Annotated in this window: 22 protein-coding genes; 10 read left to right on the forward strand and 12 right to left on the reverse strand. The window is 62.8% G+C overall.

Annotated features, from left to right (window positions below; translation table 11 throughout):
• Positions 1-141: 141 nt before the first annotated feature.
• The 6 genes from U0S50_RS09405 to U0S50_RS09430 form a co-directional block, all read right to left on the reverse strand.
• A complete protein-coding gene (locus U0S50_RS09405) occupies positions 142-1,098 on the reverse strand; it encodes a ParB/RepB/Spo0J family partition protein (protein WP_322308518.1) in 957 nt (318 codons plus the stop codon).
• Entirely contained in the window at positions 1,099-1,881 is a 783-nt protein-coding gene (locus U0S50_RS09410; RefSeq protein ID WP_322308519.1) for an AAA family ATPase, read from the reverse strand. It lies immediately after the preceding gene.
• Positions 1,878-2,546: a 16S rRNA (guanine(527)-N(7))-methyltransferase RsmG gene (gene rsmG, locus U0S50_RS09415; RefSeq protein ID WP_322308520.1), complete on the reverse strand. Its 669-nt coding sequence runs from the start codon at positions 2,544-2,546 to the stop codon at positions 1,878-1,880. Before rsmG ends, U0S50_RS09410 begins: the two co-directional genes overlap by 4 nt.
• 179 nt (positions 2,547-2,725) lie before the next feature.
• Entirely contained in the window at positions 2,726-4,588 is a 1,863-nt protein-coding gene (gene mnmG / locus U0S50_RS09420) for a tRNA uridine-5-carboxymethylaminomethyl(34) synthesis enzyme MnmG (protein ID WP_322308521.1), read from the reverse strand.
• A 66-nt stretch (positions 4,589-4,654) separates the two neighbouring features.
• Positions 4,655-5,968, reverse strand: a complete 1,314-nt coding sequence (gene mnmE, locus U0S50_RS09425; protein ID WP_322308718.1) for a tRNA uridine-5-carboxymethylaminomethyl(34) synthesis GTPase MnmE — start codon at positions 5,966-5,968, stop codon at positions 4,655-4,657.
• Positions 5,969-5,982: 14 nt separating this feature from the next.
• Positions 5,983-6,279, reverse strand: coding sequence for a DUF6489 family protein (locus tag U0S50_RS09430; RefSeq protein WP_322308522.1), 297 nt, complete (start codon positions 6,277-6,279; stop codon positions 5,983-5,985).
• Between the two features lie 110 nt (positions 6,280-6,389).
• Between U0S50_RS09430 and U0S50_RS09435 the strand changes: the two genes are divergently transcribed.
• Positions 6,390-7,088, forward strand: coding sequence for a dienelactone hydrolase family protein (locus tag U0S50_RS09435; RefSeq protein ID WP_322308523.1), 699 nt, complete (start codon positions 6,390-6,392; stop codon positions 7,086-7,088).
• Positions 7,085-7,483, forward strand: coding sequence for a nuclear transport factor 2 family protein (locus U0S50_RS09440; protein WP_322308524.1), 399 nt, complete (start codon positions 7,085-7,087; stop codon positions 7,481-7,483). Before U0S50_RS09435 ends, U0S50_RS09440 begins: the two co-directional genes overlap by 4 nt.
• Before the next feature lie 90 nt (positions 7,484-7,573).
• Here U0S50_RS09440 and U0S50_RS09445 read toward each other — a convergent pair whose 3' ends face one another.
• The 6 genes from U0S50_RS09445 to hemE form a co-directional block, all read right to left on the reverse strand.
• The gene (locus tag U0S50_RS09445) at positions 7,574-7,975 is read right to left on the reverse strand and encodes a DUF1489 family protein (protein WP_322308525.1); all 402 of its coding nucleotides are present in this window, start codon (positions 7,973-7,975) and stop codon (positions 7,574-7,576) included.
• 80 nt (positions 7,976-8,055) lie between these two features.
• Positions 8,056-8,778, reverse strand: coding sequence for a TerC family protein (locus U0S50_RS09450; RefSeq protein WP_322308526.1), 723 nt, complete (start codon positions 8,776-8,778; stop codon positions 8,056-8,058).
• Entirely contained in the window at positions 8,778-9,071 is a 294-nt protein-coding gene (locus U0S50_RS09455; RefSeq protein ID WP_322308527.1) for an antibiotic biosynthesis monooxygenase family protein, read from the reverse strand. Before U0S50_RS09455 ends, U0S50_RS09450 begins: the two co-directional genes overlap by 1 nt.
• 9 nt (positions 9,072-9,080) lie before the next feature.
• Positions 9,081-10,337, reverse strand: coding sequence for a transcription termination factor Rho (rho, locus tag U0S50_RS09460; protein WP_322308528.1), 1,257 nt, complete (start codon positions 10,335-10,337; stop codon positions 9,081-9,083).
• A 208-nt stretch (positions 10,338-10,545) separates the two neighbouring features.
• The gene (locus U0S50_RS09465; RefSeq protein ID WP_416194978.1) at positions 10,546-10,998 is read right to left on the reverse strand and encodes a CopD family protein; all 453 of its coding nucleotides are present in this window, start codon (positions 10,996-10,998) and stop codon (positions 10,546-10,548) included.
• A 3-nt stretch (positions 10,999-11,001) separates the two neighbouring features.
• Positions 11,002-12,030, reverse strand: a complete 1,029-nt coding sequence (hemE, locus tag U0S50_RS09470) for a uroporphyrinogen decarboxylase (protein ID WP_322308529.1) — start codon at positions 12,028-12,030, stop codon at positions 11,002-11,004.
• A gap of 357 nt (positions 12,031-12,387) precedes the next feature.
• Here hemE and U0S50_RS09475 point away from each other — a divergent pair, with 357 nt between their 5' ends.
• The 8 genes from U0S50_RS09475 (at position 12,388) to U0S50_RS09510 (ending at position 17,557) form a co-directional block, all read left to right on the forward strand.
• Entirely contained in the window at positions 12,388-13,200 is an 813-nt protein-coding gene (locus U0S50_RS09475) for a pyruvate, water dikinase regulatory protein (protein ID WP_322308530.1), read from the forward strand.
• Positions 13,197-13,796 carry a Maf family protein gene (locus U0S50_RS09480; protein WP_322308531.1) on the forward strand — a complete coding sequence of 200 codons (600 nt, stop codon included), beginning with the start codon at positions 13,197-13,199 and terminating at the stop codon, positions 13,794-13,796. The genes U0S50_RS09475 and U0S50_RS09480 overlap by 4 nt, the downstream gene beginning before the upstream one ends.
• Positions 13,797-13,806: 10 nt before the next feature.
• Complete coding sequence (gene aroE / locus U0S50_RS09485; protein ID WP_322308532.1) at positions 13,807-14,622, forward strand: shikimate dehydrogenase; 816 nt, start codon at positions 13,807-13,809, stop codon at positions 14,620-14,622.
• Positions 14,619-15,242: a dephospho-CoA kinase gene (coaE, locus tag U0S50_RS09490; RefSeq protein WP_322308533.1), complete on the forward strand. Its 624-nt coding sequence runs from the start codon at positions 14,619-14,621 to the stop codon at positions 15,240-15,242. Before aroE ends, coaE begins: the two co-directional genes overlap by 4 nt.
• Positions 15,243-15,261: 19 nt before the next feature.
• Positions 15,262-15,963 (forward strand): DNA polymerase III subunit epsilon, encoded by a 702-nt coding sequence (gene dnaQ, locus U0S50_RS09495; protein ID WP_322308534.1) that lies wholly within the window; start codon positions 15,262-15,264, stop codon positions 15,961-15,963.
• Positions 15,964-16,010: 47 nt separating this feature from the next.
• A complete protein-coding gene (gene hpf / locus U0S50_RS09500) occupies positions 16,011-16,589 on the forward strand; it encodes a ribosome hibernation-promoting factor, HPF/YfiA family (RefSeq protein ID WP_322308535.1) in 579 nt (192 codons plus the stop codon).
• 146 nt (positions 16,590-16,735) lie between these two features.
• Positions 16,736-17,200, forward strand: coding sequence for a PTS sugar transporter subunit IIA (locus U0S50_RS09505; protein ID WP_322308536.1), 465 nt, complete (start codon positions 16,736-16,738; stop codon positions 17,198-17,200).
• 18 nt (positions 17,201-17,218) lie between these two features.
• The gene (locus tag U0S50_RS09510) at positions 17,219-17,557 is read left to right on the forward strand and encodes a DUF1491 family protein (protein WP_322308537.1); all 339 of its coding nucleotides are present in this window, start codon (positions 17,219-17,221) and stop codon (positions 17,555-17,557) included.
• Positions 17,558-17,706: the final 149 nt, after the last annotated feature.

The following is a 17,706-nucleotide window of genomic DNA, read 5'->3' on the forward strand; positions in this document are numbered from 1 at the left end:
GACCAATAATTTCTATCATTTCCATATGGTTAAATGAAATCCGCACCGATTCCAGCCGTCGATCGGCGAAGCTGCCAGGCGCCGCTTGGCCGTTCGAACGAGGGAAGGGATGCACCGTTCGTCGTCCAATCTGAGGGAGGGTCAGATCGATTCGCCGGACAGCCGCTGACAGATCATGTCGAGCTGGTCGAGCGATGCGAATTTCAGCGTCAACGCCCCCTTGCCATCGCCCGCATATTGGATCGTGGCACCGATCCCCAGCAGTTCGGACAGATGGCGTTCGACCGCAACGATGTCGGGATCCCGGCCGCTATCCAGGCTCCTTGCTTCGGTGGAGCCCTTGCGACCACCGCCTTCGCGGTTGTCGCGGACAAGCGCTTCGACCGCGCGGACCGACAAGCCTTCCTTGACTATCCGGCGAGCGATGGCCTCGGCCCCGCTGGCCCCTATCAACGCCCGCGCATGTCCCATGGCCAGCGATCCGTCACCGACCAGATCCTGCACCGAAGCAGGCAGGTCGAGAAGCCGCATCAGATTGGCGACATGGCTGCGCGACTTTCCGACCAATCGCGCAAGCGCTTCCTGATTATGCCCGAAATCCTCGATCAGCTTGCGATAGGCACTCGCTTCTTCGATCGCGTTCAGGTCTTGCCGCTGAATATTCTCGACCAGCGCGATCTCGTAGGTCGCGGCATCGTCCAACTCACGAACCAGCGCAGGGATCTGATGAAGCCCCGCGCGTTGCGCCGCGCGCCAGCGCCGTTCACCGGCAACCAGCTGATATCCTGGTCCATCGGGTGCACGCCTGACGATGATCGGCTGGAGCAACCCGCGCGCGGCGATCGATTCGGACAGTTCCGCAATCGCTGTTTCGTCAAAATGACGACGCGGCTGGCCCGGAAGCGGATGAATCGCCCCGACATCGACATGCTGCACCGAATCGCCCGCAACCGGAGCGGGCTTTACCGCCGAACCTGGGCTCGCCAGCACCGGCGCTTCGACCGCGGCATCGCCGAACAGCGCGTTCAATCCACGGCCCAGCCCCGATGGCCGCTTGCGCGCCGTGGCTGGTGAAATTTCGTCTTTATTTTCCGACATTTATGCAGCCTTGCGAACATTGGGCAGGCGGTCGATCAACTCGCGCGCCAGCGCGATATAGGCCGCCGATCCTGGGCAGCGATGGTCATAGATCAACGCGGGCAAACCATGGCTCGGCGCCTCCGACAGACGGACATTGCGCGGAATCACCGTTTCGAACACCACCGGCCCCAGACATTCGCGCACATCATCGGACACCTGGTCGGTCAGCCGGTTCCGACGATCGAACATCGTCAACGCAACCCCCAGGATCGACAGCTGCGGATTGAATCGCCCGCGAACCCGTTCGACGGTCGTGAGCAATTGGCTCAACCCCTCGAGCGCGAAAAACTCGCATTGCAGCGGCACGATGAGCGATTCGGCAGCGATCAACGCATTGAGCGTCAGCATTCCAAGCGACGGCGGACAATCGATCAGGCAAATGTCCCACTGGCCCGCTTCGGCGCTCGACAATGCCTGCTGCAGACGGTGCAAACGGTCGCCGAACTCGATCAGTTCGATCTCCGCTCCCGACAGATCGACCGTGGCAGGTACAATGTCGAGCCGCGGCACCGCCGTATGTACCGCGCACTCGGCGATCGAAGCATCGCCGCGCAGCAATTCATAGCTGGAATATTCACGCTGGGCCTGCGCAATTCCCAACCCGGTCGAAGCATTTCCCTGCGGATCGAGGTCGATAATCAGCGTCCGCCACCCTGTTGCGGCGAGCGCGGTGGCGAGGTTGATTGCGGTCGTCGTCTTGCCGACCCCGCCCTTCTGGTTCGCCACGGCTATGCGGATCATCGCTTTCCTCGCTGTTTCGGGCCAATTTTCCCGCGTCCGACCAATATTCCGCTGTCGACGTCGGTGCGGCTGTGTTCCACGTGGAACAATCTTTGCCACGTCGGCGGCAACAAGGAAAGTTCCTTAGCTGCGTTTCGCCCCTTTGGCAGCAACCAACATGTCGATTCGGTGGAAAAACGAGAGGATAAGTCGACCAAGCGGTCGAGCGGAGCAAAGGCGCGTGCGCTGATGGTGGCCGCCGGAACCGTGCTCAGCGTTTCGAGCCGTGCTTCCGCCACCTCCACATGGCCAAGGCCCAACTCGGCAATCACGGCGCGAAGAAAGTCGCAGCGTCGCTTGCGCGATTCGACCAGCAATATTGGTCGGTTGCTCAAGATCGCAACGACGATTCCCGGCAGCCCGGGTCCGCTTCCCAGATCAAGCCAAAGTCCTTCGCCCTCGCGATCGAGGCTCAAAAGCTGGGCGCTGTCGGCGATATGGCGCACCCACAGCGCCGAAACGGTCGAACTCGCGATCAGATTCTGGTGCTCATTCTCGGCGACGAGCATGGCCGCAAAGCGTTCGAGTTGCTGCCACTGGGTCGGGATCGGATCAAAGACCGCGCGAAGCCATGCCCGCGCCGCATCTTCATTATCGAGAATCATACTGTCCAGACCTTCGGTCATACCGCTCTCTCTATCATCCGCCGCCATTCGCATCGCTGCCGCATTCGGTGTCAACGCCCACAATCACTCGACAAGCGGACCATGCGACCGATGCCCCTCCCTGTCTGCCCGTTCGCGCGCTCCAAACGCCAGGACGCCGCCGGTGAAAGGCGACGAGATCTGGAGCTTGCCCGAAATGATCAGGCTGCACGCCGCCTGCTGTGAACCATGATCGCGGTCAGCGCGGCGGGAGTCACACCATCGATCCGCGCCGCCTGCCCCAATGTTTCGGGCCGAGCCTTGGACAACCGCTCGACCATTTCGCGCGACAGGCCGCCGATCGCCATATAGTCGAGCTCAGGGTCGAGGGTGATCGCCTCATTCGCCGCCAGGGCGCGCAGTTCGGCATCCTGCCGCGCGATATAAGGCGCATAATGCGCATCCTCGGCAAGTTCGGCCAGAATGGCCGGATCGATCGTGGCCAGCTCGGATTCCAGCGCGACCAGCGTTTCCATCGTCACGCCGGGATAGCGAAGCAAATCGATACGCTTTCGCGCGACGCCATCGCCGGGAATGGCGATCCCGATCGCCTGATAGTCCGCGCTGGCCACAACAGAATCGAGCAGCACCCCAGCCCGCTCCTGCTCCGCCATCCGCTCACCGAACAGGGTGGCGGTCGCGCGACCGACCAATCCTAGCGCGATACCTTTTGGCGTCAGCCGCGTCGCCGCATTGTCGGCGCGCAACCGCAGCCGATATTCGGCGCGGGCCGTCAGCATGCGATAAGGTTCGCTGACCCCCTGCAGCACCAGATCGTCGATCATCACGCCGATATAGGATTCGGAACGATCGAGGATCAGCGGTTCGCGCTGCTGGACCGAAAGCGCCGCATTCGCGCCGGCGATCAGACCCTGCGCCGCCGCTTCTTCATATCCGGTCGTCCCATTGATCTGCCCGGCGCAGTAAAGCCCCTCGATCCCGCGAACCTGCAAGGTCCGGTCGAGCGCACGCGGATCGATATGATCATATTCCACCGCATAACCCGGAACCACCATGGCGACCGATTCCAGCCCCTTCATCGTCCGCAGCATCGCGAGCTGAACATCGGCTGGGAGTGAGGTTGAAATCCCGTTGGGATAGACAAGGTGGGTGTTCAGTCCTTCTGGTTCCAGAAAGACCTGGTGGCCGTCGCGATCGGCGAAGCGGTGAATCTTGTCTTCGATCGACGGGCAATAGCGCGGTCCCGCCGCTCCGATGGCCCCGGTGAACAGCGGTGATCGGTGCAGATTGTCCGCTATGATGCGATGTGACGCCTCGTTGGTGCGCGTGATGGCGCAAAATATCTGCGGGACCGTGCGCTCTCTGTTCCACGTGGAACAGGTCCAATCGCCATCATCCGACGGCTGTTCCTCGAGCATCGCCCAGTCGATCGTCCGGCCATCCAGTCGCGGGGGTGTTCCGGTCTTGAGCCGCGCCATCGGCAGGCTCGCACCGCGCAACTGTTCGGCAAGTCGGTGGGCGCCCGCCTCGCCGATCCGCCCACCGGCCATCCTTTCCTCACCGCGGAACAGCGTTCCGCCCAGAAAGGTTCCGGTCGCCAGCACCACGGCCGACGCAGCGATCTTCGAACCGTCACCCAGTTCCAGCCCATCCACCCGCGATCCGTCGGCGGACAAGGTCAACGCGGCAGCCTCGCCCGACACGACCCGAATCTTCTCTTCGCCCGCGAGCAGCGCCTGGATCGCATCGCGATAGAGCATTCGGTCGGCCTGGATCCTCGGCCCCTGCACCGCCGCCCCTTTCGATGCGTTGAGCATGCGATAATGAATCGCCGCTGCGTCAGCAGCGCGCGCCATCCAGCCGTCGAGGGCATCGACCTCACGCATCAGATGGCCTTTGCCCAGTCCACCAATGGCCGGGTTGCACGACATTGTGCCGATCAGCGCGGGATCGAAACTGACCAGCGCCACGCTTGCACCAAGACGCGCAGCCGCTGCCGCGGCTTCGGTCCCGGCGTGCCCGCCGCCAACGACGATGACATCAAAAATGCTGCTGCTGTCCATGATTGGGCGCGCCTTTACCCCAAACGGGCCAGCCGGTCCACATCAGCGATGTTTCACGTGGAACAGTCACTTGCCGATACAGAAACGCCCGAACAGCGCGTCGAGCATATCCTCCACTCCGGCACGCCCCGTTATGCGATCCAGCGCGGCGGCCGCAAGCCGCAGCCGTTCGGCGAGCAGGATCATATCCTCTTCCTCACGCGAACCCGCTTCGATTGTCAGCCATTCCCTCGCATCCGCCAGCGCCGCGCGCTGACGCTGGCGCAGCACCGCCTCTCCCTCGCGGGGAAGCAGCGTCCGGGCCATCGCGACGATCTGGCGGTGGAGTTCCTCCATCCCCTCCCCCGTCGCCGCGGATAAAATTAGGTCGCTCCGGCGTGCAGCGGCCTCGGCCGCCGTGTCGCCGCGCCAGCGGTCGGCCTGCGCCGCGATCAGAATATGGCGCGGATGGTCGGGGACCGCCTCGGGGTCGCCTAGCCAAAGGAGGATATCGGCGGCCATCACCGCGGCACGCGCGCGGTCGATTCCGATGGCTTCGATTGCATCGGCGCCTTCTCCGCGCATTCCGGCCGTATCCGAAAAGCGCATCGCGATACCGTCCAGCGCCAGCGGCGTTTCGATAACATCGCGCGTCGTTCCGGCAATCGGCGAAACAATCGCCAGCTCGCGCTGAGCCAGGGCATTGATCAACGTCGATTTTCCGGCGTTCGGCGGTCCGGCGATCACCACCGACAGACCCTCGGCGATCACCTCTGCCACCGGCCGCGCCAGCCATCGGTCGAGATCGACGGCCAGAGCCCCCATCCCGTCGACCAACTGGCGCGCCGACAGGTCATAGGCGCCGACATCATCCTCATCGGCAAAATTTAGTTCGGCCTCGGCCTTCGCCATCAGGGCGAGCAAGCGGTCCTGCCAGACTGCGACCGCGCGCGAAACATGCCCGCTGGCCATGCCAAGCGCCTGAATCCGCTGGCTCTCGGTTTCGGCGGCCAGCAGATCGGCCAGACCCTCGGCTTCGGCGAGATCGATCCGTCCGTTCAGGAAGGCGCGGCGGGTAAATTCCCCCGCTTCGGCGCGGCGCAGTCCGGGCATCGCCGCCAGCGCCGCCTCGACCGCCGCGATCACCGCCCGGCCGCCGTGCAGATGAAACTCCGCCAGATCCTCGCCCGTCGCCGTAGCCGGGCCTGGAAACCACAGCGTCAGCGCGCGATCGAGCGGCTGACCATCGGAATCGCGCAGGTCGGCCAACCCCGCGTGCCGCGGCGCCGGAAGCCGCCCAGCCAGCGCCGCAAGCGCCGATCCGGCAAGCGGCCCGCTGACGCGCACGACGGCAATGGCCGCCGGCGGCATCCCGCTCGACAGGGCGAAAATCGTATCGATGGTTTCCGCTTGGGTCAGCTCTTGCGCCCCCGCGCCTCGGGCTTGTCATCCGATTTGGGCGACGAAGGCCGCGCCCCACCCATCAGCCCGCCGCCAAACTGACCGAGCAGCGACTGGACCAGTCCCAGCCCGGCTTCGCCCATTGGCGCCCAGCTTTTGACCATCGCCTCGACCATGTCGGGCGTGATCCCCTTCGCCATCAATTCCTTCACGCGGCCAAGATAGATGTCATGCAGCGGCTCCAGATCGGGCAAACCGAAAAGCCGCCGGGCCTCTTCGGGCGTACAATCGATTTCAATGTTGAATTTCAATGCCTTATCTCCTGCCACCAAAAGCCAAGGCAAGCCGCTTGAGCCGCGCCCTCTCGCCCGCTAGCTTTGCGCTTTCATCGCCAATAAGCAAGAGCAGGAGAGCCCCCTTCATGTCCGCCACCAACATTCACATCCCGGCTTTCGACACTGAAGGCCAGATTCCGGCCTATGTCGCGCGCCCCGATGCGGACAGTAATCGTGCGATCATCGTCATCCCCGAAATATTCGGGGTCAACGCCGGTATCCGCGAAAAATGCGATGCCTGGGCGGCGGAGGGATATCTTGCCATTGCGCCCGATCTCTTCTGGCGCTTTGCACCGGGCGCCGAACTCGATCCCGACGTCGAGGCCGAGTTGCAACAGGCCTTCGGATATTTCGGGCAATATGACGCCGACGACGGGGTAAAGGATATCGAGGCGGCGATCCGCTGGCTGCGCAGCCAGGGTGCCGAAAAGGTCGGATGCGTCGGTTTCTGCCTTGGCGGCCGCCTGGCATATATGGCGGCGACGAGGACCGACATCAACGCATCGGTTGGCTATTATGGCGTCATGATCGACCAGATGCTCGATGAGAGCCATGCCATCGCCCACCCGCTGATGCTGCATATCCCGACCGCCGATCATCTGGTCGACGAAGCCGCTCAGGCCCGCATCCATGCGGGGCTCGATCCGCATCCCAAGGTGACGCTGCACGACTATGTCGGCCTGGATCATGGCTTTGCAGCAACCAGCGGCAATCGCCGCGACGATGCCGGAGCCAGGCTTGCTGACGGGCGCACCCATGCCTTTTTCTCCGAGCATCTCGCATGAGCGGACATCGCGGCCTCGCGGCCTGGCACGCCTATATCGCGGGAAATGGCGATGCGGAGGCCCTGCGCGCGATGATCGCCGCCGATGCGGTGTTCCACTCGCCGGTCGTCCACACGCCGCAGGAAGGAAGCGAAAAGGTCTTCGCCTATCTCTACGCCGCCAGCCACGCGCTGGGCGGTGACGATTTTCGCTATCTGCGCGAGATCAGCGAGGGCAATCAGGCCTGTCTTGAATTCCAGACCCAGCTCGATGGTATCCACATCAATGGCGTCGACCTCATCCGCTGGAACGACGCGGGACAGATCGTCGATTTCAAGGTGATGATCCGCCCGCTCAAGGCGGTGAACAAAGTGTGGGAGAAAATGGCCGCGACGCTGTCCGCACAGGCCGGATAGACCGGCGATCGGAAAAGCCCTCGCTGACCCATTGTCACGGCCTCTCCGGTATCGGGGAGGCCGTGCCTTCCCTCACGGGGTTGCACGTACTCAGATCAAGCTCAGTTCGGCCAGTTCCCGATACAGGGCGGGCGGCAGGTCGCCGACGCCGCTGTCATCATCGCTCCCCTTGGGCGCGTCCTCCTCGGTCAGATAACGCCAGCCCTGATGGGCACGTTTCGGCTGTGGATGAAGCCGCTCGAGCCGGGCGGCGCAAACAATATCGATCCGCCCGTCGGAACGATCCTCAAAGCGCAGGATCTCGACCCGCCCGACCAGCGTGTGGCGGACGATGAAGTGCAGCTTGCCACCTATCAATTCCTCGGCGCGCTTCGGTCGAAACCGCGTCGGAAAGCGAATTTCGCCATCGCTGGCATAGGTTTCGATGCGCCGGGCAAGCGCCGGGTAATCAGCACAGCCGACGGCAACGCGGGTCAAATGAAGTCGGGCCATGACCCCCAGATGGGGGTGAAACACCCAAAAGAAAAGCCGGCCTCTTGCGAGACCGGCTCTTCCGTTTCGGTTCAGGCAGTTCAGCTGAACAAAGTGCCCATGCCGACCGCAGGATCGATCCAGCCTTCATAGATCATCTTGAAGGCAACATAGACGATCACGGCAAGGCCGATGTAGGCGATCCAGCGATAGCGCTCGATATATTTGGCGATGATGTTCGCGGCGACGCCCATCAGGGCGACAGCAAAGATCAGGCCGACAATCAGGATTCCCGGATGATCGCGCGCCGCACCGGCGACGGCGAGCACATTGTCGAGGCTCATGCTGACGTCGGCGACCGCAACCGCCCAGGCCGCCCCGGCAAAGCTCTTGGCGGGCTTCAGGCCCGAATGTTCGTCACCCTCGATTTCGGGCGAACCGGCCGAATGCGCGCCATCGCGCAGTTCGCGCCACATTTTCCATGCCACCCAGATCAGCAGCAGGCCGCCGACGAAAATCAGCCCGACGATCTGCATGAGCTGGGTCACGACAAGCGCAAAGGCAATACGCAACACCAACGCCGCAAGGACGCCGATCATGATCACCTTCTTGCGCTGATCGGCCGGCAAGCCGGCGGCCAGCGCGCCGACGACGATCGCATTGTCGCCCGCCAGCACGATGTCGATCATCAATACCTGCAGGAACGCCGCGAAAGCGGCTGGCTCCGTGATATTGGAAAAATCATTGACGATATGGTCCCACATGCCGCCGGGTCCGCCAAAACCCTGCGCCGCTGCGGCTGCCTGTGTCAGAAACTCGAGCATCAAATATCTTCTCCGAAATAATTGACCTCGGGAACAGGGTCATAAAATGGATGGAGCAGCGCACGCCATCGCCGATAGCGATCCGACATTCGGAAACCATCGCGATGATCGGCTACCGACCGCCATCGTGCCAATAGCAGATAGGCGGCCCCGCTTTCCAGCGGCCGGTGAATGGCGATACCCAGAAAACCGGGTGACGCCTCGATAAGGGGGCGGGCTTCGGCAAAAGCCGCTTCGAACGCCGCCTCCATTCCCGGCCGTACCGGCAGAAGGGCGTGTTCGATAACGGCCATGCCCGTAACTTACTGATTCATGGAATCGAAGAAATCTTCGTTCGTTTTCGAATCCTTGATCTTGTCGAGCAGGAATTCCATCGCATCGACGGTGCCCATCTGCATCAGGATGCGGCGCAGCACCCACATTTTCGACAGCTTGTCCTTCTCGACCAGCAATTCTTCCTTGCGGGTTCCCGACTTGCCGACATCGAGAGCGGGGAAAATACGCTTGTCGGCGACCTTGCGGTCGAGAACGATTTCGCTGTTGCCCGTGCCCTTGAACTCTTCGAAGATCACCTCGTCCATGCGGCTGCCGGTGTCGATCAGTGCGGTCGCGATGATCGACAGCGATCCACCTTCCTCGATATTGCGGGCGGCACCGAAAAAGCGCTTCGGACGCTGCAACGCATTGGCATCGACACCGCCGGTCAACACCTTGCCCGACGACGGTACAACCGTGTTGTACGCGCGGCCAAGGCGGGTGATGGAATCGAGCAGGATGACGACGTCCTTCTTGTGCTCGACCAGGCGCTTGGCCTTTTCGATCACCATCTCGGCCACCTGGACGTGGCGCGTCGCGGGTTCGTCAAAGGTCGACGATACGACCTCGCCGTTCACGCTGCGCTGCATGTCGGTGACTTCCTCGGGACGTTCGTCGACAAGCAGGACGATCAGATACACCTCGGGGTGATTGTCGGTGATCGCCTTGGCGATGTTCTGAAGCAGCACCGTCTTACCGGTGCGCGGCGGCGCCACGATCAGCGCGCGCTGTCCCTTGCCCTGCGGGCTGACCAGATCAATGACGCGCGCCGACTTGTCCTTGACGGTCGGATCGACGGTATCGAGCGACAGCTTCTGGTTCGGATACAGCGGCGTCAGATTGTCGAAATTGACGCGGTGACGGACGACTTCGGGATCGTCGAAATTGACGCTGATCAGCTTGGTCAGCGCAAAATAACGTTCGCCGTCGCGCGGTGCGCGGATTTCGCCTTCGACCGTGTCGCCGGTACGCAGACCATATTTGCGAACCTGGTTGGGCGAGACATAGATGTCATCGGGACCGGCCAGATAATTGGCGTCCGACGAGCGGAGAAAACCGAAGCTGTCGGGAAGCACCTCGATCGTTCCCGATCCGATGATTTCCTCGCCCTCTTCGGCCAGCTCTTTCAGGATCGAGAACATCAGATCCTGTTTGCGCAGCGTCGACGCGCCTTCGACACCCAGCTCTTCGGCCATTTCCACCAGCTGGGCGGGCGATTTCGTCTTTAGTTCTTTAAGATGCATGGATGGATTCCAGGATATTGAAAATTCGGGAAAATATTATCTTCAATCGGTCGCACCTGCCGGTGCCTATCCGGCCGGGGGACGACCGTTCTGATAGCATCGGCGCCCAGAATGCGCCGCCCGCACGAAACGGGGTTGATCGGCCCCTATAACCGGGCCGGTTTCAAGTCAATCGGCTCGCGCCGCAGCGGCCAAATCGGGCGATGAATCAAAAGGGCCGGACGACTGCCAGAATGACGATCACCGCCGCGGCAACGCCCGGAACCTCGTTGAGCAGACGAAGCTGTTTTTCGGTCAGCGGCCGCTCGCCCCGCTTCAACTTCTTGAAATATCCGATGGCCCAGCCGTGATAGCCCGACAATGCCAGAACGACGGCAAATTTCGCATGGAACCAGCCCTGCGTCCAATAACCACCATTGAATGCCAATATCAGCCCCAGCACCCACAGGATGACCAGGGCCGGATTCAGGATGATGCGGCGCAGACGATCCTCGCGCTCGATCCATTTGGCATCTTCATCGGACCCGACGGGGCATTGATGGTGATAGACGAAAAAACGCGGCATCATGAACAGGCCCGCCATCAGAAAAATGGCGAAAATCACGTGCGCCGCCTTCACCCAAAGCATCGTTACCCCCAGAAATCCGATCCAGTCCGCCATATCTTATCCGCCCCGTACGCGCCTGATCAGATGTTCCACATGGGCAATGGCCGTGTCCGGCACGATGCCATGACCGAGGTTGAAGATATGGGGGCGATCGGGGAAGGCCGCAAGGATGCGGTCGACCGCCCGGTCGAGCGCTTCGCCGCCAGCGACGAGCGCCAGCGGGTCAAGATTGCCCTGAACCGGCAAATCGCCGGGCAAGCTGGCGTTCGCCCAGGCCGGATCGACCGTTTCGTCCAGACCGATCGCATCGACCCCGGTTTCGCTGGCATAGGCGCGAAGCTTGCCGCCCGCCCCCTTGGGAAAGCCGATAATCGGCGTATCGGGATGCAGCGCCTTCAATCGGCGAACAATCTCGGCATTGGGCGCGACGACCCATTGCTCGAACTGTGCCGGGCTCAGACTGCCGGCCCAACTGTCGAACAGTTGCACCGCCTCGACGCCATTTTCAATCTGCCCCGCCAAATAGGTGACGGTCAGATCGACGATCGCATCGATGATCGCCTGAAAGGCCGCTGGATCGCCAAAGGCAAGCCGCCGCGCTGCCGACTGGTCCTTTGAACCCGCACCGGCGATCATATAGGTGGCGACCGTCCAGGGACTGCCGGCGAAGCCCAGGAACGTCGTTTCGGAAGGCAGCGATGCCGCGACCCGCGATACGGTCGCATAAACCGGGTCGAGCCGCTGGGGCGCCGCGGCAAGCGAGGCCAGCGCATGGTCGACCAGCGGCGGGGCAAGTCGTGGCCCCTCGCCCGCCTCGAACCACAAATCCTGACCCAGCGCGTGCGGAATGACGAGAATATCGGAGAACAGGATCGCACCGTCGAAACCGAAACGGCGGATCGGTTGCAATGTCACCTCGGCGGCCGCCTCCGGATCATAGCAAAGTTCGAGAAAACCGCCCTTGGTTTCCCGCAAAGCGCGATATTCGGGAAGATAACGCCCCGCCTGGCGCATCAGCCACATGGCGGGTCGATCCTGCCGCACCCCATGCAGCGTTGCCAGCAAGCTCTTCGGTGACGCCTTCACGCGGCCCCTCTTTCTCTCTTCATAATATATTTAAAGATAATGTGGTGGTTTGTTGTCGGGTGGACAGCGTGGCTTTAGGCACAAGCGCCGCTTTTGCCAACATATTGACTCTGCAGCACCGATGGGACGGTCCAGAGTCGCACCATCTTGTCCCCCTTCTTCACAGCCTGTGGATAAAATTTGTCCCCTGTGGACAAGTGCATGGATGGAATCGGTTCGGCTGGGGATGTTTGCTTGGTGCCCGATTGCTTCCAGGCTTATGCGGAAACTTATCCACAGGCCGTCTTGGGGTGTTGCCGGGGCGCCCCGACCGCTTCGCGGCTTGCAATTTTGGCGGCGCGGGCGTCATGGTGCGGCATGAGCCGCCTTCATTTGCACCTTATATCCGATTCCACGGGGGAAACGCTCGAAAATATTGCCAAGGCGGCGATCGCCCAGTTCGATGACGTCGAAGTGGTGCGGCATTTCTGGCCGATGGTACGATCGGAATCGCATCTCGACCGCATCATGGCCGAGGTTCAGGCAAGCCCGGGAATGATCCTCTTCACGCTCGTCAATGGCGAGCTTCGCGCCAGCCTCGAGCGCCGCGCCGATGCCCAGGGGCTGCCGATCGTTCCTGCGCTCGACGCCGTTACCGACGCACTGTCGCGCATGTTGGGACAGGAAGCAAAGGCGCGGCCGGGGCGCCAGCATGTGCTCGATGCTGCCTATTTCGCCCGGGTCGAGGCGATCCAGTTCACCGTCGCGCATGATGATGGGATCGGCTGGGAAAATTGGGAACAGGCCGACATCGTGCTTGCCGGCGTATCACGGACGTCCAAGACCCCGACCAGCATCTATCTCGCCAATCGCGGGTACAAGACCGCGAATATCCCCATCGTCCCCGAATCGCCGCCTCCCCATGCGCTGTTCAACCTCAAGAAGCCGATGGTCGTCGGGCTGACGACGGGGCTCGACCGGCTGGTCCAGGTGCGCCGCAATCGCTTGCTCTCGCTGAATCAGGCGCCCGAAACCGCCTATGTCGATGATGAGCGGGTGAAGGCGGAGATCGCCTATGCGCGCCGCATGTTCGCCGACAATGGCTGGCCGGTGATCGACGTCACCCGCCGTTCGATCGAGGAAACCGCGGCGGCGGTCATCAAGCTGGTCGAAGATCGGCAACCGGCATGACCCGTTTGCTCCTGGCCTCACAGAGCAGCGGGCGCGCGGCAATGCTGCGCGCGGCCGGGCTCGATTTCGAAACCTCGCCCGCGCATGTCGATGAAGAGGCGCTGACCGCGTCGCTGCTGGCGGCGGGACAGACGCCGCGCAACATCGCCGACGCCCTGGCCGAGGCAAAGGCCGTCAAAATCTCCGCGCGCCTGCCTGGCGTCACGGTGATCGGCGCCGATTCAACCCTTGCACTCGATGATGGCGGGATGCTCGCCAAACCCGAAAGCCCCGAAGAGGCAGCGGCGCATCTGCGGCGGCTGGCGGGAAATCGCCACCGCTTGTTCAGCGCGGCGGTCGCGGCCCGCGACGGGGCGCCGGTATGGCGGGCGATCGGCGAGGCGAAACTGTGGATGCGACCCTTGTCCGACACCTTCATCGACGCCTATGTGGCGCGCCATTGGGACAGCATCCGCTGGACCGTCGGCTGCTATGAGATAGAGGGCGCGGGCGTGCAATTGTTCGACCGGGTCGACGGCGACCCCTGGACCATCATCGGCATGCCGATGCTACCGCTGCTCGGCTGGCTGCGTGCGGCTGGCCTCGCCCCCCAATGAACAGGACATCATGACCAGCCTTCCCTATGCCGAGGTGATCGGCGACCCGATCGCCCAGTCGAAATCGCCGCTGATCCACGGTTTCTGGATAAACGCACTCGGCCTGTCCGGCGATTATCGCCGCGCGCATGTGCTGGCCGACGATCTTGCCGCCTATGTCGAACGGCGCCGCACCGATCCTGATTGGCGCGGTTGCAATGTCACCATGCCGCACAAGGCGGCGATCATGGATCTGGTCGACGATCCGGGCGACGTGCGGGCGACGATCGGTGCGATGAACACGGTGGTGCGCCAGCCCGACGGATCGCTCATCGGGACCAACACCGATGCGGCCGGCTTTTATGCCCCGCTTGCCGAAATCGACCTGGCGGGGGCGCCAGTCATTGTCGTCGGGGCGGGCGGTGCGGCGCGAGCGGTGCTGTTTGCGCTCGCGCGGGCCGGGGCCGGTCCTGTCACCATCCTCAACCGTTCGCCGCTGAAAGCGATGGGGCTGCTCGCCACCTTCGGCCTGAAGGGTGAGGTACTGGCGCTCGACGCACCGCTGCCGCCGGCCGCCCTGCTCGTCAATGCGAGCAGCCTGGGGATGACCGGTCAACCCGCGCTCGATCTCGATCTTTCGCCGCTTCCCGAAGACGCGATCGTCTATGATCTCGTCTATTCGCCGCTCGAAACCGGGCTTCTGCGGGCGGCGGCGGCACGGGGGCTGGCAACCGTCGACGGGCTCGACATGCTGATCGGCCAGGCGGCGCTCGCGTTCGAGCTTTTCTTTGGCGTGGCGCCGCCCGAAGGACGCGACGACGAGCTGCGTGCGCTGCTTCTGGCATGAGTCATTTCAAGCGCCCGCACCGAACGCTGCGCCGACCTTTCATCCTCGGGCTGACCGGGTCGATCGGCATGGGGAAATCGACCGCTGCCGCGATGTTCGAGCGCGAGGGCGTTCCGGTGTTCGATGCCGATGCCGAGGTGCACCGGCTGCAGGGACCCGGCGGCGCGTTGGTCGCCGCGATCGAGGCCCGCTTTCCCGGCACGACCGGCCGCCAGGGTGTCGACCGGCAAAAGCTCGGCGCCCGCGTGCTTGGCAATACCCACGAACTCGCCGCGCTCGAAGCCATCGTCCATCCCGCAGTGGCAAAGGCGCAGCACCGGTTCCTGATGCGGCATCGCGCGCGCGATGTCGTCGTTCTCGACATTCCGCTGCTGTTTGAAAAGGGCGGCTGGCGCAAGGTCGGGGCGATCGCGGTGGTGTCGGCGCCGGCCTGGATGCAAACCCGCCGGGTGATCCGCCGCCCCGGCATGACGCGCGCAAAACTCAAGGCTATCCGGCGCTTGCAGGTGTCCGACCGGGTCAAGCGGATGCGCGCCGATTTCGTGATCGAAACCGGTCGCCCGAAAAGCGAGACGCATCGTCAAATTCGCGCCATCGCCTCTTGTTTCCGGACCCGTTAGGGTCAATATTGAAGCTTCGATGCGCGAGATAATTTTCGATACGGAAACCACGGGACTCGACCCCAAGGCCGGGCACAGGCTGGTGGAAATCGGATGCGTCGAACTGGTCGATCGCCGGGAATCGGGGCGGACCTTTCATGCCTATTTCAATCCGGAGCGCGACATGCCGCCCGAAGCGGAGGCCGTACACGGCCTGTCGGCACAATTCCTGTCGGACAAGCCTCTGTTCGCAAGCCGAATCGATGAACTGATCGAGTTTCTGGGTGATGCACCGATGGTGGCGCATAATGCCCCGTTCGACTTTGGCTTCATCAATGCCGAATTTGCGCGTGCCGGGCGTCCGGCGCTCGACATGACGCGCATGTGCTGCACCGTCCAGATGGCGCGCAAGATGCATCCGGGCGCCAAGCACAGCCTCGACGCGCTGTGTACCCGCTATGGCATCGACCGCAGCCACCGTATCAAGCATGGCGCGCTGCTCGACGCCGAACTTCTCGCCCATCTCTATATCGAAATGACCGGGGGGCGTCAGATCGGCCTTGGCCTTGCGTCGATGCGCGATGCCTCGTCACCTGCGCACACGGCATCCGCTGCGTCGGCGTCTTCCGTGTCCCGCCCTTTTCGCGAGGCGCGCGCCCATGCTGCAACCCCCGCCGAACTGGCGCGTCATACCGAATTCGTTGCCATGCTGAATCAGCCGCTATGGCACGATAAGCCGTGATGGTGGTTGACGCCCGCCGTCACCGAGACCTGTGAAGGAGAAGAAAAATGGAAATCCGCGTCTCTGGTCATCAGATCGAAACCGGTGAAGCGCTTCAGGCGCATGTCTCCGACCGGATGAACGCGATTGCCGACAAATATTTCTCGCGCGCCATCGGGGCGCATGCGACGTTCGGCAAAGGACCGCACGACAGTTTTCAGTGCGATATCGTGGCGCATGTGATGCAGGGGCTGGTGCTGAAGGGGCACGGCCAGGCGCAGGATGCGCATGTCGCGTTCGAGGGCGCGGCCGAGCGGATCGAAAAACAGCTCCGACGCTATATGCGGCGGCTGAAGGACCGCAACAGCAGCGCCGGGCAATTGCGTTCGCCGACCGTCGAGGAAATCGACGACAATGCCAGCTACATCGTCTTTGATGGCGGCGGTGAAGGGGATGATGCGGGCGACGCTCCGGCGATCATCGCCGAAACCCGCGTCGATATTCCGACCAGCAGCGTGTCGGATGCGGTGATGATGCTCGACCTGCGCGACACCAATGCGCTGCTGTTCGTGAACAGCAAGACGGGCGCCCATAATATGGTTTATCGCCGCCGTGATGGCACTATCGGTTGGGTTGAACCACGATAGGGGCTGGATTTTCTTCGCAAACCGGCATAAGGGCCGCGCCCAACACTGCCCTTGTGCCGGGACGGCGGGGCTCCGACACGACCGATCCATGATCGTCAAGGGACAGCTGGGCGCTTGCCCGGCGGCAAGAAGATTTGATCAAAGCGATGAACCTTTCGACCCTTCTCTATCCCGCGACCGTGCGCGCGCACGTGCAGCTCGACTCGAAAAAGGCGCTGTTTCCCTTCGTGGGCGATCTCGCCAGCCGGTCGCTCGGCCTCGATGCGGGTGAAGTCAGCGAGGCGTTGCTCGAACGGGAACGCTTGGGGTCGACGGGTTTCGGGCGGGGAATCGCCCTGCCCCATGCCAAGATGCCCGACCTGTCGGGCGTGCGCGGTCTGTTCCTGCAACTGGCGCGCCCGATCGATTTCAACGCGGTCGACGGCCTGCCGGTCGATCTGCTGTTCGTGCTTTTGTCGCCGCTCGATGCGGGCGCCGATCATCTAAAGGCGCTGGCCGGCGTGTCGCGCATGTTGCGCAACGATAGCATTGCGGAACGTCTGCGCGGCGCAAAGAATGACGAATCGCTCTATGCGATGCTCGCCGACAGCGAAACGCGTGACGCGGCCTGAGCCGCGACCAGCTTTCCCATGACGCGGTTGACCAGCCGCTTTCTCATCGACTTGCTGCTGCGTGAAACGCAGGCGGCTGGCGGTTTTGCGGCCATTCTGGCGGCGGGCGACGATCGGGCGGGAACGATTTTGGTCCAATGCAGCGATCGGGGGCAGGTTGGGCCGTTGCTCGAACGGCGCTTTTCCTTCGATGGCGGCCAGCTATGGGAAGCCGTCGGTCCCGGTCCGGATGCGGATGATGAATCGCGCGCAAACTATCACGACCGGCGGCGAAGGGCCGATCCCGACCTGTGGATCGTTGAACTGGATATCGCAGATGCGCCACGGCTCGTCGCCGAATGGGGGGCGATAACTTGACTCTGTTGCGCCGCACAATAGGTGGCGCCGACAGATCAACGCGTAGGTCGTCCCGCGGGTTGCGTCGGTTTTTTCCGATGCGTCCGATTGAACGGTTCGGACACGCAGTCGGATGATGGCCGCAGGTGGCCTGGAGCAAAGTCTTCCCC

Origin of the sequence: Sphingopyxis sp., from assembly GCF_034380315.1 — a bacterium.
Classification (GTDB): Bacteria; Pseudomonadota; Alphaproteobacteria; order Sphingomonadales; family Sphingomonadaceae; genus Sphingopyxis.